This is a genomic window from Rhizobium tropici CIAT 899, assembly GCF_000330885.1.
GTDB classification, from domain to species: domain Bacteria; phylum Pseudomonadota; class Alphaproteobacteria; order Rhizobiales; family Rhizobiaceae; genus Rhizobium; species Rhizobium tropici.
Genome location: NC_020062.1, coordinates 1,710,230 through 1,724,790 on the forward strand (window position 1 = coordinate 1,710,230; position 14,561 = coordinate 1,724,790).

The window sequence follows — 14,561 nt, forward strand, 5'->3', positions numbered from 1 at the left end:
TACCTCTAGATCAGCCGAACGCGCCGTGCCGCCGCAACCCGATAAAGTGGATCACCCCAGACCAGTTGCTCCTGCAATGCCGAAAAGACCAGGCTAATATCGTGTTCGTCGTTGGAGGCCACGGCCGCGGCCCTTATCTCTGGCCAGTCCGGTACCTGCATCTCACGCATCGCCCGAAGCGTTTCGGCGGTCGGAAGCGCTGGGAAGCCGATTTTCGGAACGAGCGTGGCAATCACCTGCCAGAAGGCACGGTAAAGCGGCAGCGGCTCATCCAGATGCGCCGCGACCAACCGAGCCCAATGCAAGCCGGTAACGGCGTGAAGCGCCGAGAAATCCATGGTCGAGGCGAATAGGGCGAGCGCCGTCTCCGCCATGCGCTTCGGCGTCGCTTCATCAATGCGCAAACGATCGATCACCGGCGGAAAGTCCGGTAAGGCGGCGACTTCGCGTATATTATGCCAGAGAAGATCGGTCTCAGGCACATAGTCATGTACGCCGGCAACATTATTCATGGCAGCGAGAATGGCTGCCGGATCGTCAGTGTCGGGCTTTATTCCAGTCGGATCCGGCAAGGGCAGATAACAGGTCGCCCAGTATCCGAGCGCCGTTCCCGCTTCCTTCGTGTCGGCATTGAGCACCGCATAAGCCAGCCGCATCAGCGGGTGCAGCGCACTGCCGGCCACACCCTGGATCAACCGAGGCAAATAATGGCGGATCGCGGCATCGGTTCCGAGCCGTTCGACTTCGGCGATGAAATAGGCGCGATAATCGGATTCCCGCGTCCGGTCACCCAGCGCCGCATCCCAACGCGCACGCTCGATCGGAGCCACGAGCGGCGGCGCGGGAACAAGCTGGTTTGCCACGCGGTAAATCTCATACCATTCGTCGAGACGCTCAGGGGTCGCGCCCATGCGATCGAGTGCCACGAGGACCATCGGAGCGTGATTGGCCAACAGATAGGGAAATTCCACACTCTCACACCGGGTCTTCTCCAGAACTCGGCCAAGCGGAAACGCTGGTATGATTGTCATGATGACACTTCCTTCATGCCTTCAAGGTCTCCACCGTGGCCGCGCGGATCGAAATGATGCTCCCGATAGGCCGCAAGGTCACGGAGAAAATCGTCGGCCGCCTCGTGAAAGAGACTGCCCACGACCGCATCGACGATGCGCGGCAGGCCGTATTTCATGCCAGTCACACCGTTACTGATCGGGCCGAGGCTGGCAAGGGCCGAGCAGTTGAACAAATGGATTTGCGACAGCCATCCATGGGTCGCGGGATTCTTCGGCGTCAGTTCGAAGCCGCGCGCGAGATAGGGATGGGCCGCGATCTCGGGCGATGCCCCGCCAACCGGCGGCGCGAAGCGATCGGACCAGAAAGCCACATGCGGCGCGATGCTCTTCAATTCCGCGCGTTGGGTAAAATCGATCGTATAACCGGTACCAAGCAGAAGATGATCGGCGCTGAAAATGCCGCTGTCGCTTTCGATCACAACCCGCCCGGCATCCAATGTCACGGACCGCACCTTATGGCCCAGCGCCATGGCGAAACGCGGATTGGACACTGCACGATCGAACTGATCCTGTGTCGGCGGGATCTTGAAGCCATTGTAGAGCCGGATATAGCGCCATTTCTGTAGGTCCGACAGGTCACCGAAATGACCAAGGAAGCCCGGAAAATTGGTCCAGGCCAAGACTTCCGTCCGGCCGAAATTGCGCGAGCGGCCGATCATAACAACGCTTTTTGCGCCCTTTTCCAAAGCCGTTGCCGCCCAGTCGAAGCTGGAAGTCGCCGAACCCAGAATGGCGACATCCCGATCCTTGAGATGGTTATCGTCTGCAATCTCGGCACTATGGGTCCAATATTGCTTGGGCAAGCTACGAACGAAATCGGGGATCATAGGCGCGCCGCCGCCATCGATACCGGTGGCCAGCACAAGCCGCCGGCATTCGATCTGTTGCGTTTCACCATCCGCTTCAAGCACAAGCCGCAACCAGCCGTCGACTTGCGAGATCCCGGCAAGGCTCGTGCCGTTGGAGACATTCGGCTCCGTCATCGTGCGATACCAGCCAAGATAGGCCATCCAGTCTTGCCGCGACATCTTGTCGAGGCTTTCATAGGCGTCTGTGCCATGGACGGCTTCGTACCAGGCGCGCGGCGTCAGCGACGGCAGGCCATAATCCGGCCCGGCGAGATGTTTCGGCGAGCGCAGCGTCTTCATGCGCGCACAGCCAATCCAAGGCCCTTCCCGCCCCTCCCCGGCCCTGTCGATCACCTGAACGCCCACAACCCCGCGTCGTTTCAGGCCAAAGGCGATAGCAAGCCCCGACATGCCGGCCCCGCAGATCACGACATTATAGCGCGCCATAAAAGCAGGCCCCGGCTCCGGTGCCGGAGCCCATACCCGTCCGAGCGCCTCAGTCGTCTCCATTTCGCCGACGAGCCGCTTTTCAAGCGCTTCAAGTCGCGATGTGCTGAGGCCGCCGTTCATGTTCGATCCTGACACTTCTTTCTTCAACGCCGCCTCGGACTAAGCCCGGCACAAGTGCAAGCCTTTTAAGCAACCCGACGAATGCGCAAAAACGAGGCATACTGCACAGTGATCAAGCAAAATGTGCGCGATATTGTTCAATTTTGTTATATTCAGGCCATTGTTGCATTTTTGTCAAGTGCACTTGAGTGCGTTTTTGTTTGATGTATAGTGGCGATCAATCATGAAAAGGAGAACACTAATGACATTCATGAAGGGGAATTTTCAGAAGTTTACTACCGTTTGCATTATTGCCCTGACAGGGGGCATGGCGCAGGCTGCCGACAAGCCACTGGCCGGCGTCACTCTCAGTCTGGCATCCATGAACGACCAGTATTCGGCCGTGCTGGCGCAGATCGCGCCTGAGTTCAAGGAAGCGACCGGCGCAGAACTCAAGGTCGACATCATGGACTACGGCTCTCTGCTGACGAAGACCACCGCCGATTTCGTGGGGCACACCGCCGGTTATGATCTGATCACCATGGACATCGTCTGGGCAGGGCAGTTCGCCGCCAATGGCTATACGATCGATCTCAACGACCTGATGAAGCGCGACGCCAAGGAGCTGGATACCGCCGACATCTATCCCAAGCTCACGGAAGCGCTCGGCAATTACAAAGGCAAGCAGGTCGCCTATCCCTTTGCCGGCTATGCCAACGTCCTCGCCTATCGCAAGGATCTCTTCGACGCCGCCGGCTTGAAGGCGCCGGAAACGATGGAAGACCTGGTCGCGGCCGCCTATAAGCTGAGCGACCCGGCCAAGAAGCAGTATGGCTTTGTCGCCAACGGCCAGAAAGGCCCGGCGGTCGCCCAGGACTGGATGCAATATAACGCCGAAATGGGCGGCGCCATCCTCGACAAGGACGGCAAGCCGGCGCTCAATTCCGAAGCCAATATCAAGAGCCTGACTGTTTATCGCGACCTCTTCAAGAAGGCAGCCCCTCCCGGTGCCGCCGACTATGACTGGGGCGGCCGCGAGGAAAGCTTCCGCCAGGGCATCGCCGCCACGATGCAGACTTGGTCCGTCGGCGCGCCCGGCTATTACGATCCGAAGACATCCAAGATAGTCGGCAAGGTCGATGTCGCGCTCGCCCCGCGCGGCAAGGGTTTACCGAAGATCTACGGAATCGGCGGCTGGGGCATGGCCATCAATGCCGATGCGAAGGACAAGCAGAAAGAAGCCGCCTGGACCTTCATCAAGTGGGTCACCAGTCCGAAGATCCAGAAGGAGATGAACATGCTCGGCGCTGGCAGCTATATCCGCAAGAGCACGGTCGCGGACAAGGAACTGAACGCCAAGTATCCGTTCCTGCCCGTTCTCAACGAAGTCTTCGAGAACGGCGACGGCGACTACCGCCCACGCATTCCGGAATATCCGGAAATCCAGGACATGCTAGGCACGGCAGTCAACTCCGTCCTCGTCGGTACGGCCGAGCCCAAAGCCGCGCTTGATGCGGCGCAGGAAGCAGCCGCCAAGCTGTTCTAAGAACAGGCCCGCTTCACGAAAGACCGTGAAGCGGGCCTTTCATTTCGAGGGCGATGGTCGGGCCGGCTTTAGCGGCACGCTGAAGGCAAGATTCCGTTTGCGCACCGGCCCGTTTTCCTCTCAGATCGAAACGCGAAGCAATTGGCCATTCGGTGATGACGAATTACGCGATGAACCTGACCAGTTCCGTTGACAGCAAGGCGGCCACGCGCCTCCCCTCGGTCTCTTTCGCCATGCGACGAAAATTCTTCCTGTTTGCCATGGCGCTCCCCGCCGTCGCCTACGTGATTGCGCTCGGCGTCTTCCCGCTCGTAAAGGGCATCTGGTACAGCCTCTACGAATACAATCTCCTGAAGCCGGCGCGGACCCATTTCGTCGGCATCGACAATTACGTCAACCTGCTGGCAGACGCCGATTTTCGCGGCGCTATTGCCAATACGGTCATCTTCACCGTTTTTTCTGTCGCCATCGAACTCGTCTTCGGCTTTGTCATCGCGCTGGCGCTCTGGCGTGACGACCGGTTCAATCGCGCCTGCCTGACGTTGATCCTCGTTCCCGTCACCATTACGCCGCTGGTCGTCGGCCTCATCTTCAAGGGCTTGCTCCTCGCCGACTACGGCATGGTCGGCTACTATCTTGCCCAGTGGGGCATCACCGATCCGCGCGGCCTCTTCGCCACACCATCGACTGCGCTAGCCACGCTCATCTTCATCGACATCTGGGAATGGACGCCGCTCGTGGCGCTCATCCTACTGGCCGGCCTAAAGGCGCTGCCCGGCGATCTCCTGGAGGCCGCCGCCGTCGACGGAGCAACCGCCTGGCGCACTTTCCGCTCCATCACCTTGCCGCTCATGCTCCCCGCCGTCATGCTGGCGCTGACGCTACGCACCATCGACGCCTTCCGCGTCTTTGACAGCGTGTTCGTGACGACCGGCGGCGGACCGGGCAATTCCACCAACACGCTCATGGTCTATGCGGTAAAGGAGGGCCTGAGCTTCTTCAATATCGGCAAGGCATCGGCGATTTCCAACATCGCGCTTCTCTGCGTAGCGATCATCGCCGCCTGCTTCATCCTCATGATCCGCCATTTCGACAAGAAGGCCAACGGCCGATGACGACACGCTCCATGGTCTTTGATACGGCGCGCCGCGGTTTCCTGCTGCTTACTCTCGCCTTCTTCCTGCTGCCCTTCCTGTGGCTTGCGATGACCGCCTACAAACCGTCGAACGCAATCTTCTCCATTCCACCGCATCTCTTCTTCACGCCGACGCTGGACCAGTTCCGCAACGCGCTGCGTATCTTCGATGTCGGCAGCCTCGTCATTTCCAGTCTCCTGATTGCTGGCGGCTCGATGCTGCTTTCGCTAATACTCGGCGTTCCGGCCGGCTATGCGCTCGCCCGCTCGACACATCCTGCCGCCATGGGCGTTGCCTATTTCTTCATGACGATCCGCATGGTCCCCGCTGTCGCGGCGCTCATCCCGTTCTACCTGCTCATGCGCGATATCGGCCTCATCGGCAGCTGGTTCAGCGTCGTCCTGATCAATTGCGTGCTCAATACCGCCTTCGTGAGTTGGATGATGTTTTCCTACTTCCGTGGCCTGCCGAAGGAACTGGAAGAAGCGGCGCTGACGGATGGCTGCCGGCAGTTCGGTGCGTTCTGGAAAGTATCGCTGCCAGCGGTGCGCTCCGGCATCATCGCCTCTGCGCTTTTCTGCGTGCTCTTCTCGTGGAACGACTTCCTCTTCGCCATGTTCCTGACGCGGCTCGATTCCAAGCCGATCTCGGTGGCGTTGCTGTCGGCCTACGGCACAAAGGACATCACCTGGGGCACGCTCGGGGCGTTGGCGCATTTCTCGACCGTGCCGATCGTGCTCATCGTGCTCGTCCTCAACCGCTATTTCGTGCAGGGACTGACCAAAGGCATCAACTGAGCGGACAGACACCCGCGATTGAAAAGGCGGCACCTCGCGGAGCCGCCTTTCGTCATTTCGAACAAGTCAAACAAAACGAGCGGAGCGCTTCAGGCGATTTCGTTTTCACCGGAAACGCTCTTACGATGCACGAAGCCTACGCTCTTCAACGAGGTCGAGGATTGTCGAGAAGTCTGTGAAATCCGCGCCATAGCGAAGCACCAGCATGCCCGCCGCCCGCGCCGACGCCGCGCCCACGACGCTATCCTCGACAGCCAGCACGTGCGAAGCATCAAGGCCAAGACGCTCGCAGGCAAGCCGATAAGGCTCGGGATCAGGCTTGCCATGCACCACATCCTCGCGCCCAATCGCAAAGGCCATCGCACTGTCGAGCCCCATAGCCTTGAGATTGGCCTCGACGATGCGGCGAGACGAGTTGGAAACCGCGCATTGAACAAGCCCCGCCTCGGCGAGCGCAAGCACCGTCTCCGGCGCGCCCGCTATCGGCTGCAACTCGGCGGCCCGCTCAATATAGGCCTCGACAATCTCGGAGATCCAAGTATCGGGGCCAAGTCCGGGCGGATAGAGCGGTGCGAGCACCGTCCAGACATCACTCATTGCCACCCCGATGAAACGCGTATCATCGGCGGCAATGTTGACGCCATAGCGCTCCGAAATGGCCATCAGCGCCTTGTGGTGAACCGGTTCGCTGTCGATCAGCGTCCCGTCGACATCCCAGGCGATTGCCTTGATCATGGCTGGCCTCCACGCGCGAAGAAGGGTTTCAGCGACCGATAGAGATCGCAGTAGTCGGCATAGATCCGGTCGCCGGCGGCAACACCTTCGGGCGAAGGCTGAAGTACCGCGCCAAAACGCACGGAAGCCGCGGCATCGTCCCACACCGCAATACCGGAGCCTGCCGCCGCCACCCAGGCCGCGCCAATCGACGAGCCGAAAGCGTCGGACAAGACGTGGATCGGCTGGCCGCAGATATCGGCGACGATCTGCATCCAGACACGGCTTCGGCTTCCCCCGTCGGATGCGATCAGCCGCGTTGCGGGGCGCCCCGTTTCCGAAAGCACATCAAGATGATGGCGGAAGCCGCAGGCAATCGCCTCCAGCGCCGCGCGCCACATATGGCCGCGCGTGTGACCGAGACTGAGGCCTGTGATCGTACCGCGCGCCAACGGGTCATGAATCGGTGTCTTCTCGCCGAGAAAATAGGGCAGCGCGCGCACGCCGTCCGCGCCGGCAGGCACGGTCGCCGCTTCCTGGTCGAGCTGCTTTAAAACATCGTCGCCTTCCGAGCCGCCGATGAGGCCGGCAAGCCATCTGAGAAGCGAGCCTGAGGAAGCCATGCAGCCGTTCGGCGCATAAAGGCCGGGAACGAGATGGTAATCGAGGAAAAGCCGGCGGTCGGGCTCCGGCCGGCCGGCAATGGCGATGATGTCGCCTGCCCCACCAAATTTGAGGAGGACATCACCGGCCTGCGTCAGGCCGGCCGCTAGCGCAGAGGCGATATGGTCGGCGGCTCCACCGAAGACAGGCAGGCCTTCCGGCAGGCCAGTCAGTTCCGCCGCCTCCGCCGTCACCGCGCCGATGACCTCATGCGAGGCGACCAGCTCCGGCAGGACGCCGGAGCGAAGTCCCGACAGCGCCACGAGGTCGTCCGCAATCCGGTGATCGTCAAGATCGATGAAGCCCGCTTCAAGCGCCCAGTTGCGCTCGACCGTCAGGCGGCCGGTCAGGTGCATATTGATGAAATCATAGGAGCCGAAGACATGAGCGACCCGGCGATAGACATCCGGCTCATGCGCCCTCAGCCATTGCAGTTTCGGGGCAACCAATTGCTGGGTCAGGCCCTGGCCTGTGCGGCTGAGGAAACGCTCCTCGTTCAATGCCGCTTTCATGGCTTCGACTTCCGTCCCGCAACGCGCATCGCTTTGCTGGATGCTCGGGCGAAGCACGCGGCGTTCGTGATCGAGCAGCACCACAGCCGGCAGCATGCCGGTGACGCAGACACCGGCGAGTTCGCATTCCTCAGGCAAGCGCGTGATCATCTCCCGCACCACGACCTGCGTGTTCGCCCACCATTGCCCGGGATCGGCCTCGGCAAAGCCGGGATGCGGCGAGGACAAGCGCGAGGGGCGCGAGGCCGAGGCCAGCGGTTCGCCGGCCTCCGACATCGCTACCGCGATCGTCGAGGTTGTACCGATATCGATGCCGATGAACACTGGCATGGCGGAAGAACCTTTCAGTCGCGGATCGCGTTTTCGGTCTCGGCGTCGAAGAAATGCAGTTCTGCGGGATTGACCGACAGGGATAGCGTCTCGCCGAGGCGAAGCGCATACGTCGCCGGAACAGAGGCACGCAATCGAGGTCCGGAAAGCGAAACCTCGTCGGCTTCCGCCGTCACCTCCTCCAGCTTGCCAGCCCCGCCGATATCGAGATGGACAAGTTTCGTAGCACCGAAATCCTCAATGAAGGCGATCGTTCCTTCAATGCGCCCGAAACAGGGGGCAACGGCGTCTGTGGCGCTCAACGCTTCGGCACGCACGCCGACAATGATCTCCTTGCCGACATGACGCAAAAGCGCCGGACGCGCGGCAACGACAGGCTCGGGCACCGGCAGGCTGAACCCGCCGGCGGCAGCAGCCAGACCGCCCTCGCTGCGCACCAGGGTGGCTTTCAGGAAGTTCATCGACGGCGTACCGATGAAACCGGCAACGAAGAGATTGGCGGGCGTGTCGTAAAGCGCACGCGGCGTGCCGAGCTGCTGCAAAGCACCGGCGCGCATCACGGCGACGCGATCACCCATGGTCATGGCCTCGATCTGATCATGCGTGACGTAGACGGTGGTAATGCCGCTCAACTTCTGCAGCCGGGCGATTTCGGCCCGCATCTGGCCTCGCAGCCGCGCGTCGAGATTGCTTAAAGGTTCATCCATCAAAAACGCCTTCGGCGCGCGCACCAATGCACGGCCCATCGCCACGCGCTGTCGCTGACCGCCGGAAAGCTGCCCCGGCTTGCGGCCGAGATAGGCATCGAGTTCGAGAAGCTTGGCCGTTTCCCTGACCTTGCGGTCGATCTCGGTCTTGTCGACGCCGCGCACGGACAGGCCGAAGCCGATATTCTCGGCGACCGTCATATGCGGATAAAGCGCGTAAGACTGGAAGACCATTGCAATGTCGCGGTCGCGGGGCGCAAGGCCGTTGGCGACGGTATCGCCAACCAACAGGCGGCCGCCAGTGATATCCTCAAGACCCGCAATCATTCGGAGAGCGGTCGACTTACCGCAGCCGCTCGGGCCAACTAGAACCAGAAACTCACCATCCTCGATGGTGAGATCGAGGTGCTGGATTGCCGCATATCCGTCCGGATAACGTTTTTCCACTCCCTCAAAGACGATGGATGCCATGATCTCTCCGATATGATGCGGCTTGGGCGGCCGGCTAGCCCGTCAGGTCATATAGACGCCGCCAGTGACGTTGACGCCCTGACCGGTCATGAAACGGGCGGAATCCGAGCAGAGGAAAACAACGACATCGGCGACGTCCTCGGGCGTCTCCAGCCGACCGAGCGGCGTCTGGGCGATGTAGTCTTCAACGACACGTTCAGGACTGACGCCGCGCAGTTTGGCTTCCCAATCGATCTCGCGCTCCTGCATGCCGGTCTTGACGAAACCCGGGCAGACGGCATTGACGCGGATGCCTTTCGAGGCCAATTCGCGGGCAAGCGCCTGTGTCCAGCCGAGAACGGCGAACTTGCTGGCGGAGTAATGGGCCAGAAGCGGCGCGCCGACCTTTGCGGCAAGCGAGGCCGTGTTGACAATCACCCCCTGGCCCTGCGCCACGAAGCGGCGCGCAGCGATCTGGTTCGTCAGAAAGATGCCGCGTGTATTGATGTCGAAGTTGAAGTCCCACTCCTCGTCGGTGATCTCCAGCGCATGCTGCATGGTGGAGACACCGGCATTGGCAATCAGTATATCGTAGCCGCCCATGATATCGGCTGCTTGCGCGAATGTCTTTTCTACGGAGGAACGTGAACGGACATCGATCTCCAGAGCGTGGCCCGAAATCGATTGTGCGGCTGTGTTCGCCGCGTCCAGATTGATGTCGCAAATGGTGATCTTGACGCCTTGTTTCGCCAGCGCCTGCGCGATTGCGCGGCCTATTCCACTGCCTCCGCCGGTGACGATCGCCTTTAATCCCTCGAGCTCCGCGAATTTAGGATGTCCCACGAACCATATCTCCGACCTAAACAACATCGCGATCATATAGCAACAAAAACTTACAAATCAATCGAAATTTATGTTTGAATTTGTTCACTTTCTGAGTTAATCACTAATTATGTAATGGGAGGCCGGGCTTCGGAGGTATGCGCATGCAAACACCAACCGACCTTATCTAAATGAAAGACAGACCAATGATCACAGGCCATGACGCTGAAACGCTGACAATCGAAAAGACGAAAGTTCTTGCGCGCACGCGCCGGGCCTTCATCTTGGATGCGCTGGCCGAAACGGGCGCTGTATCCGTCTCGGAAATCGCTGCGCAGCTCGGCGTGTCCGAAATGACTGTGCGGCGCGACCTGACCGAACTGGAAAAGGAAGGCCGGCTTGCCCGCACCCATGGCGGAGCGGTGAGCACCGATCTTACCGCAATTGCCGAACCCGGCCTGTCCGCAACCATCTCGCGTCTCAACGAGCCGACCTTTCAGGCTCGTCTTGCCAAGAACGCATTGCCGAAGCGGTTGATTGCGGAAGCGGCGGCACAAGTCGCTGCTGGGCTTCGCACCATTGCGCTCGATGTCGGCACAACAACATTCCTGCTTGCCCGGTTGCTCGCCGGCCAGCAGCATGTGAAATTCTTCACCAACAGCGTGCGCAACGCCACCCAGCTTGGGGAAGGCCTGGCGGAAGTCTACCTGCCGGGTGGACGCATGAGAAACGATGAGTTGTCGATCTCCAATGCGACGGCGATTTCCCAGTTCGAAGCACTTTGGTTTGACATCGTCTTTGTCGGTGTTTCCGGGCTGACGTCGGATGGTATTTACGACTATTCCTTCGATGATACGGAGATGAAGCGCGTCTATCTCCGCCGCTCGACAAAAAAGGTCGTTCTCTGCGACGCATCGAAATTCGATTGCATGTCGCTCGTCCACATCGCGCCGCTTTCACAATTCGACATGCTGATCACCAATGCATCGCCGCCGCCCGAACTGGCCGAAGCGCTTGAGGCTGCCAAGGTCGAAGTGATGGTCGCCGGCTCGCCCTCCTGAAACGTCCGGTTTGTGAAAACCCGCTTTCTCTAACGCCCAATTTCGGAGCTTTCGATGGTTTTTGATTTTTTTGGTGACAAGAAGAAGGTCATCATTGCCATGGCGCATATCGGCGCCCTGCCGGGTTCGCCGAATTATGATCCGAAAGGCGGCCTCTCGAAGCTCATCGACGACGTGATGGAAGATATTCGCGCGCTGCAGGAAGGCGGCGTCGATGCCATCATGTTTGGCAACGAGAATGACCGGCCTTACGAGTTGAAAGCACCTCCGGAAGGTATTGCTGCGATGACGGCGATCGTCCAGGCTGCAAAGGCAGAACTCAGGATTCCCTTCGGCGTCAACTATCTCTGGGATCCGACAGCCAGCGTCGCCATCGGTGCCGCCACCGGCGCAAGCTTCGTGCGTGAGATCTTCACCGGCGTCTTCGCCTCCGACATGGGTATCTGGGCGCCGGATTGCGCGACGCCGGCGCGGCTACGCGCCAAGCTCGGCCGCACCGACATGAAGATGCTGTTCAACATCAATGCGGAATTCGCCCATTCGCTCGACCAGCGTCCGATCGAACTCCGCGCAAAGAGCGCCGTCTTTTCCTCGCTGGCCGATGCCATCCTTGTATCCGGCCCGCTGACCGGTCAGCCGGTCGACCAGTCCGGCCTGCGCAAGGTCTGTGAAGCCGTGACGGATGTTCCCGTTTTCGCCAATACGGGCGTCAACAAGGATAATGTCACCGGCATCCTCTCCTGCGCCAGCGGCGTCGTCATCGGCACGCATTTCAAATACGAGGGCAATACCTGGAACAAGGTCGAGCCCGCCCGCGTCAAGCGCTTCATGGACGTCGTCGGCACTATTCGCTGACGACGCCCTGGCTCAAAAGCCTCCATCTTATAAAGTCATGAGTGGAGTGACGATGTGGACGCCTCCACACCAGCGACGGAGTCCACATAGGGAGTACCCGAGGAGGAAGCTTGGAAAATCATCATAGTTCCAATCTCTTCGTGGGCTCGGCGGTTTCTGAGAGGGGGCGTCCGCGCGGATACACGGCCGACCCTATTTATCATCATGACGCAATCCCGATTTCCACCAGAGCCTGCCTCTTATTCGCCATGACCTGCTCGATCGCCGCCTCCAGCGAACAGGCCGACAATCTCTCCCACCAGCCTGCAGCCGTGCGGTCGCTGGCCGCGGCGGGTATCGAACGTCATTTCCTCCTGCCGAAATACAAGCTCGCATGATCAAGGGTATCATCTTTGAAACTCAGGAAAATCGGCGCTGCGAGTCACATCGCTCCACTCGTCGAAATTCTTCCGAAGTGTTTCAAGGCGCTTGTAGGCCAGATCCAGAGCAGAGCCTCCCAAGAGGAGCCGCAGGGGAGGCGCTTTCGATTCAACCGCCATCTGGATAGCCGCCGCGGCGCGGGCGGGATCGCCCGGCTGATTGCCGGAAACCGCCTTCGTCGATATCCGACGCTTTCCTGCCGTCTCGGCATAATCATCAATGACGATGGGAGATTCCGCCATCGAGCTTCCAGCCCAGTTGGTGCGAAATGCGCCGGGTTCGACAATGGTTACCTTGATGCCGAGCGGCGCGACCTCTTGGGCGAGAGCCTCTGAAACGGCCTCGACTGCAAATTTTGTGGCGTGGTAGTAACCGGTCGCCGCGAATGCCATGAGCCCGCCAAGCGAAGAAACGTTTACAATATGACCGCTTCTGCGCGCCCGCATGGCAGGCAAGGCTTCTTTCGTAACATCGATGAGCCCGAAGAGGTTGGTGTTGAACTGGCTGCGAACACCTTCCTCGTCTCCCTCTTCGATCGCTGCGAGATAGCCGTAGCCGGCATTGTTGACGAGAACATCGATCTGACCGAACGTCGAGAGCGTTTCGGCAACAGCGCTCCTGATCGTCGAGCGATCGGTGACATCGACTTTCAGCGCGAGCGCTTGCCCCTTGAACTGGTTGGCGAGCCCGGCCAGTTGCGCGGGGTTCCTTGCCGTCAGGACCACCCGGTAACCGAGACCGAGCACGTGTTTTGCGATCTCGAAGCCGAGGCCATTCGAGGCGCCGGTAATGAACCATACGGGTTTATTCGTCATTTTCGATCATCCTTCTGATTTGCTAACGACCATGGCTGCAGAGCCGGTGTCAGGACCGGTTGCCATTGACGAAAGATACAAACCGAAGAACGGGCGCGTTATGGCGAAACACCCAATCTTTCGTACGATCCTACCAAATCTCCTGACACCGCCTATATTGGAGGCTCTGCCGGTAGATCGTGGAGAAACGGGTTGAGTATCAAGGAAGAGCTTGCCGCCATCATTGATCGACACGCTGCCGCGCCGAAACAAAAAACCCCAATCGCTGGTCTTTCGATCTTTAAGGTCGAAGCGCCGACCCTTCCTGTTGAGAGCATTTACACTCCCCGCCTCTGCGTTGTGATCCAGGGCCGAAAGGAAATTTTGCTGGGCGGTCGTGCGTTCGAAGTTGATGACACGCAATACTTCATCGCTTCAGTGAATTTGCCGGTTTCGGCCCGGATAACCGCTGCTTCCAGCGACCACCCGCATTATGCGCTCTCATTTGAACTTAACCGGCAGGACCTGGCCGAACTGCTTCCGAATGTCGCGGTCCGCCCTGCTGCAGCGCACAGAGAGGGTCTGTCGCTAGGGCGGCAGACAGAAGACATCTTGGGCGCACTTCATCGCCTCATACTGCTTCTCAACCGCCCGGAGGATCTGCCCGCGCTTCTCAAGCCAGCAACGACTGAACTCTATTACCGGCTTCTCCGGAGTGAGCATGGTGCAACATTAAGAGACTACGCCACAATGGACACGAAGATCGCCCAGATTGGGAGGGTCACCTCGTGGATAAAGGAGCATTACAATAAGCCTATGACGATCGGCCTGCTTGCCGACCTTGCAGGCATGAGTGCGACATCACTTCATCGCCATTTCAAGGCGACAACACTGATGACTCCGCTTGAATATCGCACGCATGTCAGGCTTCAGGAGGCGCGCAAACGCTTGCTGACTGGCGGATCGAGTGCCCGAACAGTCGGCTTCGAGGTCGGCTATGACAGCCAGACGCAGTTCACGCGCGAGTACAGACGCTTGTTCGGCCGGCCACCCGTCCGGGACGCCGCCTATCTGAAGGGCATCGGGCCGTCTAATCCTGCCCGACAAGTTGGCGTGGCGGAAGCGTCAGCGGAGCGCCCGTTAAAGATCTGAGCGAGTGGAGTCTTTCAACGATGAGATCTGAGCTTCAATTGACCCGTTCTGCAGCTGGACTGACGCTTGACCGATGCTCCTCCGTTGGAATGGGCGGCGCGGCGCTGGCAAGCCGTGCATGGGCGTTGCCCC

The 14,561-nt window shown here is 59.8% G+C and carries 14 protein-coding genes; 7 read left to right on the forward strand and 7 right to left on the reverse strand.

The genetic code is table 11. The features are described from left to right. Nucleotides 1-5 precede the first annotated feature (5 nt). Both RTCIAT899_RS29950 and RTCIAT899_RS29955 read right to left on the reverse strand, forming a co-directional pair. Nucleotides 6-1,031, reverse strand: coding sequence for a questin oxidase family protein (locus tag RTCIAT899_RS29950; RefSeq protein ID WP_015343591.1), 1,026 nt, complete (start codon nucleotides 1,029-1,031; stop codon nucleotides 6-8). After that, nucleotides 1,028-2,506: a SidA/IucD/PvdA family monooxygenase gene (locus RTCIAT899_RS29955; RefSeq protein WP_015343592.1), complete on the reverse strand. Its 1,479-nt coding sequence runs from the start codon at nucleotides 2,504-2,506 to the stop codon at nucleotides 1,028-1,030. Before RTCIAT899_RS29955 ends, RTCIAT899_RS29950 begins: the two co-directional genes overlap by 4 nt. 235 nt (nucleotides 2,507-2,741) lie before the next feature. On the opposite strand from RTCIAT899_RS29955, the gene RTCIAT899_RS29960 reads away from it, so the two are divergent. The 3 genes from RTCIAT899_RS29960 (at nucleotide 2,742) to RTCIAT899_RS29970 (ending at nucleotide 5,949) form a co-directional block, all read left to right on the forward strand. Further along, entirely contained in the window at nucleotides 2,742-4,016 is a 1,275-nt protein-coding gene (locus RTCIAT899_RS29960) for an ABC transporter substrate-binding protein (protein ID WP_376766868.1), read from the forward strand. A 170-nt stretch (nucleotides 4,017-4,186) separates the two neighbouring features. Continuing rightward, entirely contained in the window at nucleotides 4,187-5,131 is a 945-nt protein-coding gene (locus RTCIAT899_RS29965; protein WP_015343594.1) for a carbohydrate ABC transporter permease, read from the forward strand. An 11-nt stretch (nucleotides 5,132-5,142) separates the two neighbouring features. Next, complete coding sequence (locus RTCIAT899_RS29970; RefSeq protein ID WP_015343595.1) at nucleotides 5,143-5,949, forward strand: carbohydrate ABC transporter permease; 807 nt, start codon at nucleotides 5,143-5,145, stop codon at nucleotides 5,947-5,949. 120 nt (nucleotides 5,950-6,069) lie between these two features. Here RTCIAT899_RS29970 and RTCIAT899_RS29975 read toward each other — a convergent pair whose 3' ends face one another. From RTCIAT899_RS29975 to RTCIAT899_RS29990, 4 genes are read right to left on the reverse strand one after another with little or no spacing between them, the layout of a single operon-like run. Further along, the gene (locus RTCIAT899_RS29975) at nucleotides 6,070-6,684 is read right to left on the reverse strand and encodes an HAD family hydrolase (RefSeq protein ID WP_015343596.1); all 615 of its coding nucleotides are present in this window, start codon (nucleotides 6,682-6,684) and stop codon (nucleotides 6,070-6,072) included. Further along, on the reverse strand, nucleotides 6,681-8,168 hold the full coding sequence (locus tag RTCIAT899_RS29980; protein ID WP_015343597.1) for an FGGY-family carbohydrate kinase: 1,488 nt from the start codon (nucleotides 8,166-8,168) through the stop codon (nucleotides 6,681-6,683). Before RTCIAT899_RS29980 ends, RTCIAT899_RS29975 begins: the two co-directional genes overlap by 4 nt. A 14-nt stretch (nucleotides 8,169-8,182) precedes the next feature. After that, a complete protein-coding gene (locus tag RTCIAT899_RS29985; protein WP_015343598.1) occupies nucleotides 8,183-9,346 on the reverse strand; it encodes an ABC transporter ATP-binding protein in 1,164 nt (387 codons plus the stop codon). Nucleotides 9,347-9,388: 42 nt separating this feature from the next. Continuing rightward, nucleotides 9,389-10,168 (reverse strand): SDR family NAD(P)-dependent oxidoreductase, encoded by a 780-nt coding sequence (locus RTCIAT899_RS29990; protein ID WP_015343599.1) that lies wholly within the window; start codon nucleotides 10,166-10,168, stop codon nucleotides 9,389-9,391. A 185-nt stretch (nucleotides 10,169-10,353) separates the two neighbouring features. Here RTCIAT899_RS29990 and RTCIAT899_RS29995 point away from each other — a divergent pair, with 185 nt between their 5' ends. The 3 genes from RTCIAT899_RS29995 (at nucleotide 10,354) to RTCIAT899_RS30005 (ending at nucleotide 12,440) form a co-directional block, all read left to right on the forward strand. Continuing rightward, entirely contained in the window at nucleotides 10,354-11,208 is an 855-nt protein-coding gene (locus RTCIAT899_RS29995; RefSeq protein WP_015343600.1) for a DeoR/GlpR family DNA-binding transcription regulator, read from the forward strand. Nucleotides 11,209-11,262: 54 nt separating this feature from the next. Continuing rightward, nucleotides 11,263-12,063 (forward strand): BtpA/SgcQ family protein, encoded by an 801-nt coding sequence (locus RTCIAT899_RS30000; RefSeq protein ID WP_015343601.1) that lies wholly within the window; start codon nucleotides 11,263-11,265, stop codon nucleotides 12,061-12,063. A gap of 110 nt (nucleotides 12,064-12,173) precedes the next feature. After that, nucleotides 12,174-12,440 (forward strand): hypothetical protein, encoded by a 267-nt coding sequence (locus tag RTCIAT899_RS30005; protein ID WP_041678260.1) that lies wholly within the window; start codon nucleotides 12,174-12,176, stop codon nucleotides 12,438-12,440. Nucleotides 12,441-12,449: 9 nt separating this feature from the next. Here RTCIAT899_RS30005 and RTCIAT899_RS30010 read toward each other — a convergent pair whose 3' ends face one another. Then, nucleotides 12,450-13,298, reverse strand: a complete 849-nt coding sequence (locus RTCIAT899_RS30010; protein ID WP_015343602.1) for an oxidoreductase — start codon at nucleotides 13,296-13,298, stop codon at nucleotides 12,450-12,452. A gap of 192 nt (nucleotides 13,299-13,490) precedes the next feature. Here RTCIAT899_RS30010 and RTCIAT899_RS30015 point away from each other — a divergent pair, with 192 nt between their 5' ends. Further along, nucleotides 13,491-14,429 carry an AraC family transcriptional regulator gene (locus RTCIAT899_RS30015; RefSeq protein WP_015343603.1) on the forward strand — a complete coding sequence of 313 codons (939 nt, stop codon included), beginning with the start codon at nucleotides 13,491-13,493 and terminating at the stop codon, nucleotides 14,427-14,429. The last annotated feature ends 132 nt before the right edge of the window (nucleotides 14,430-14,561 follow it).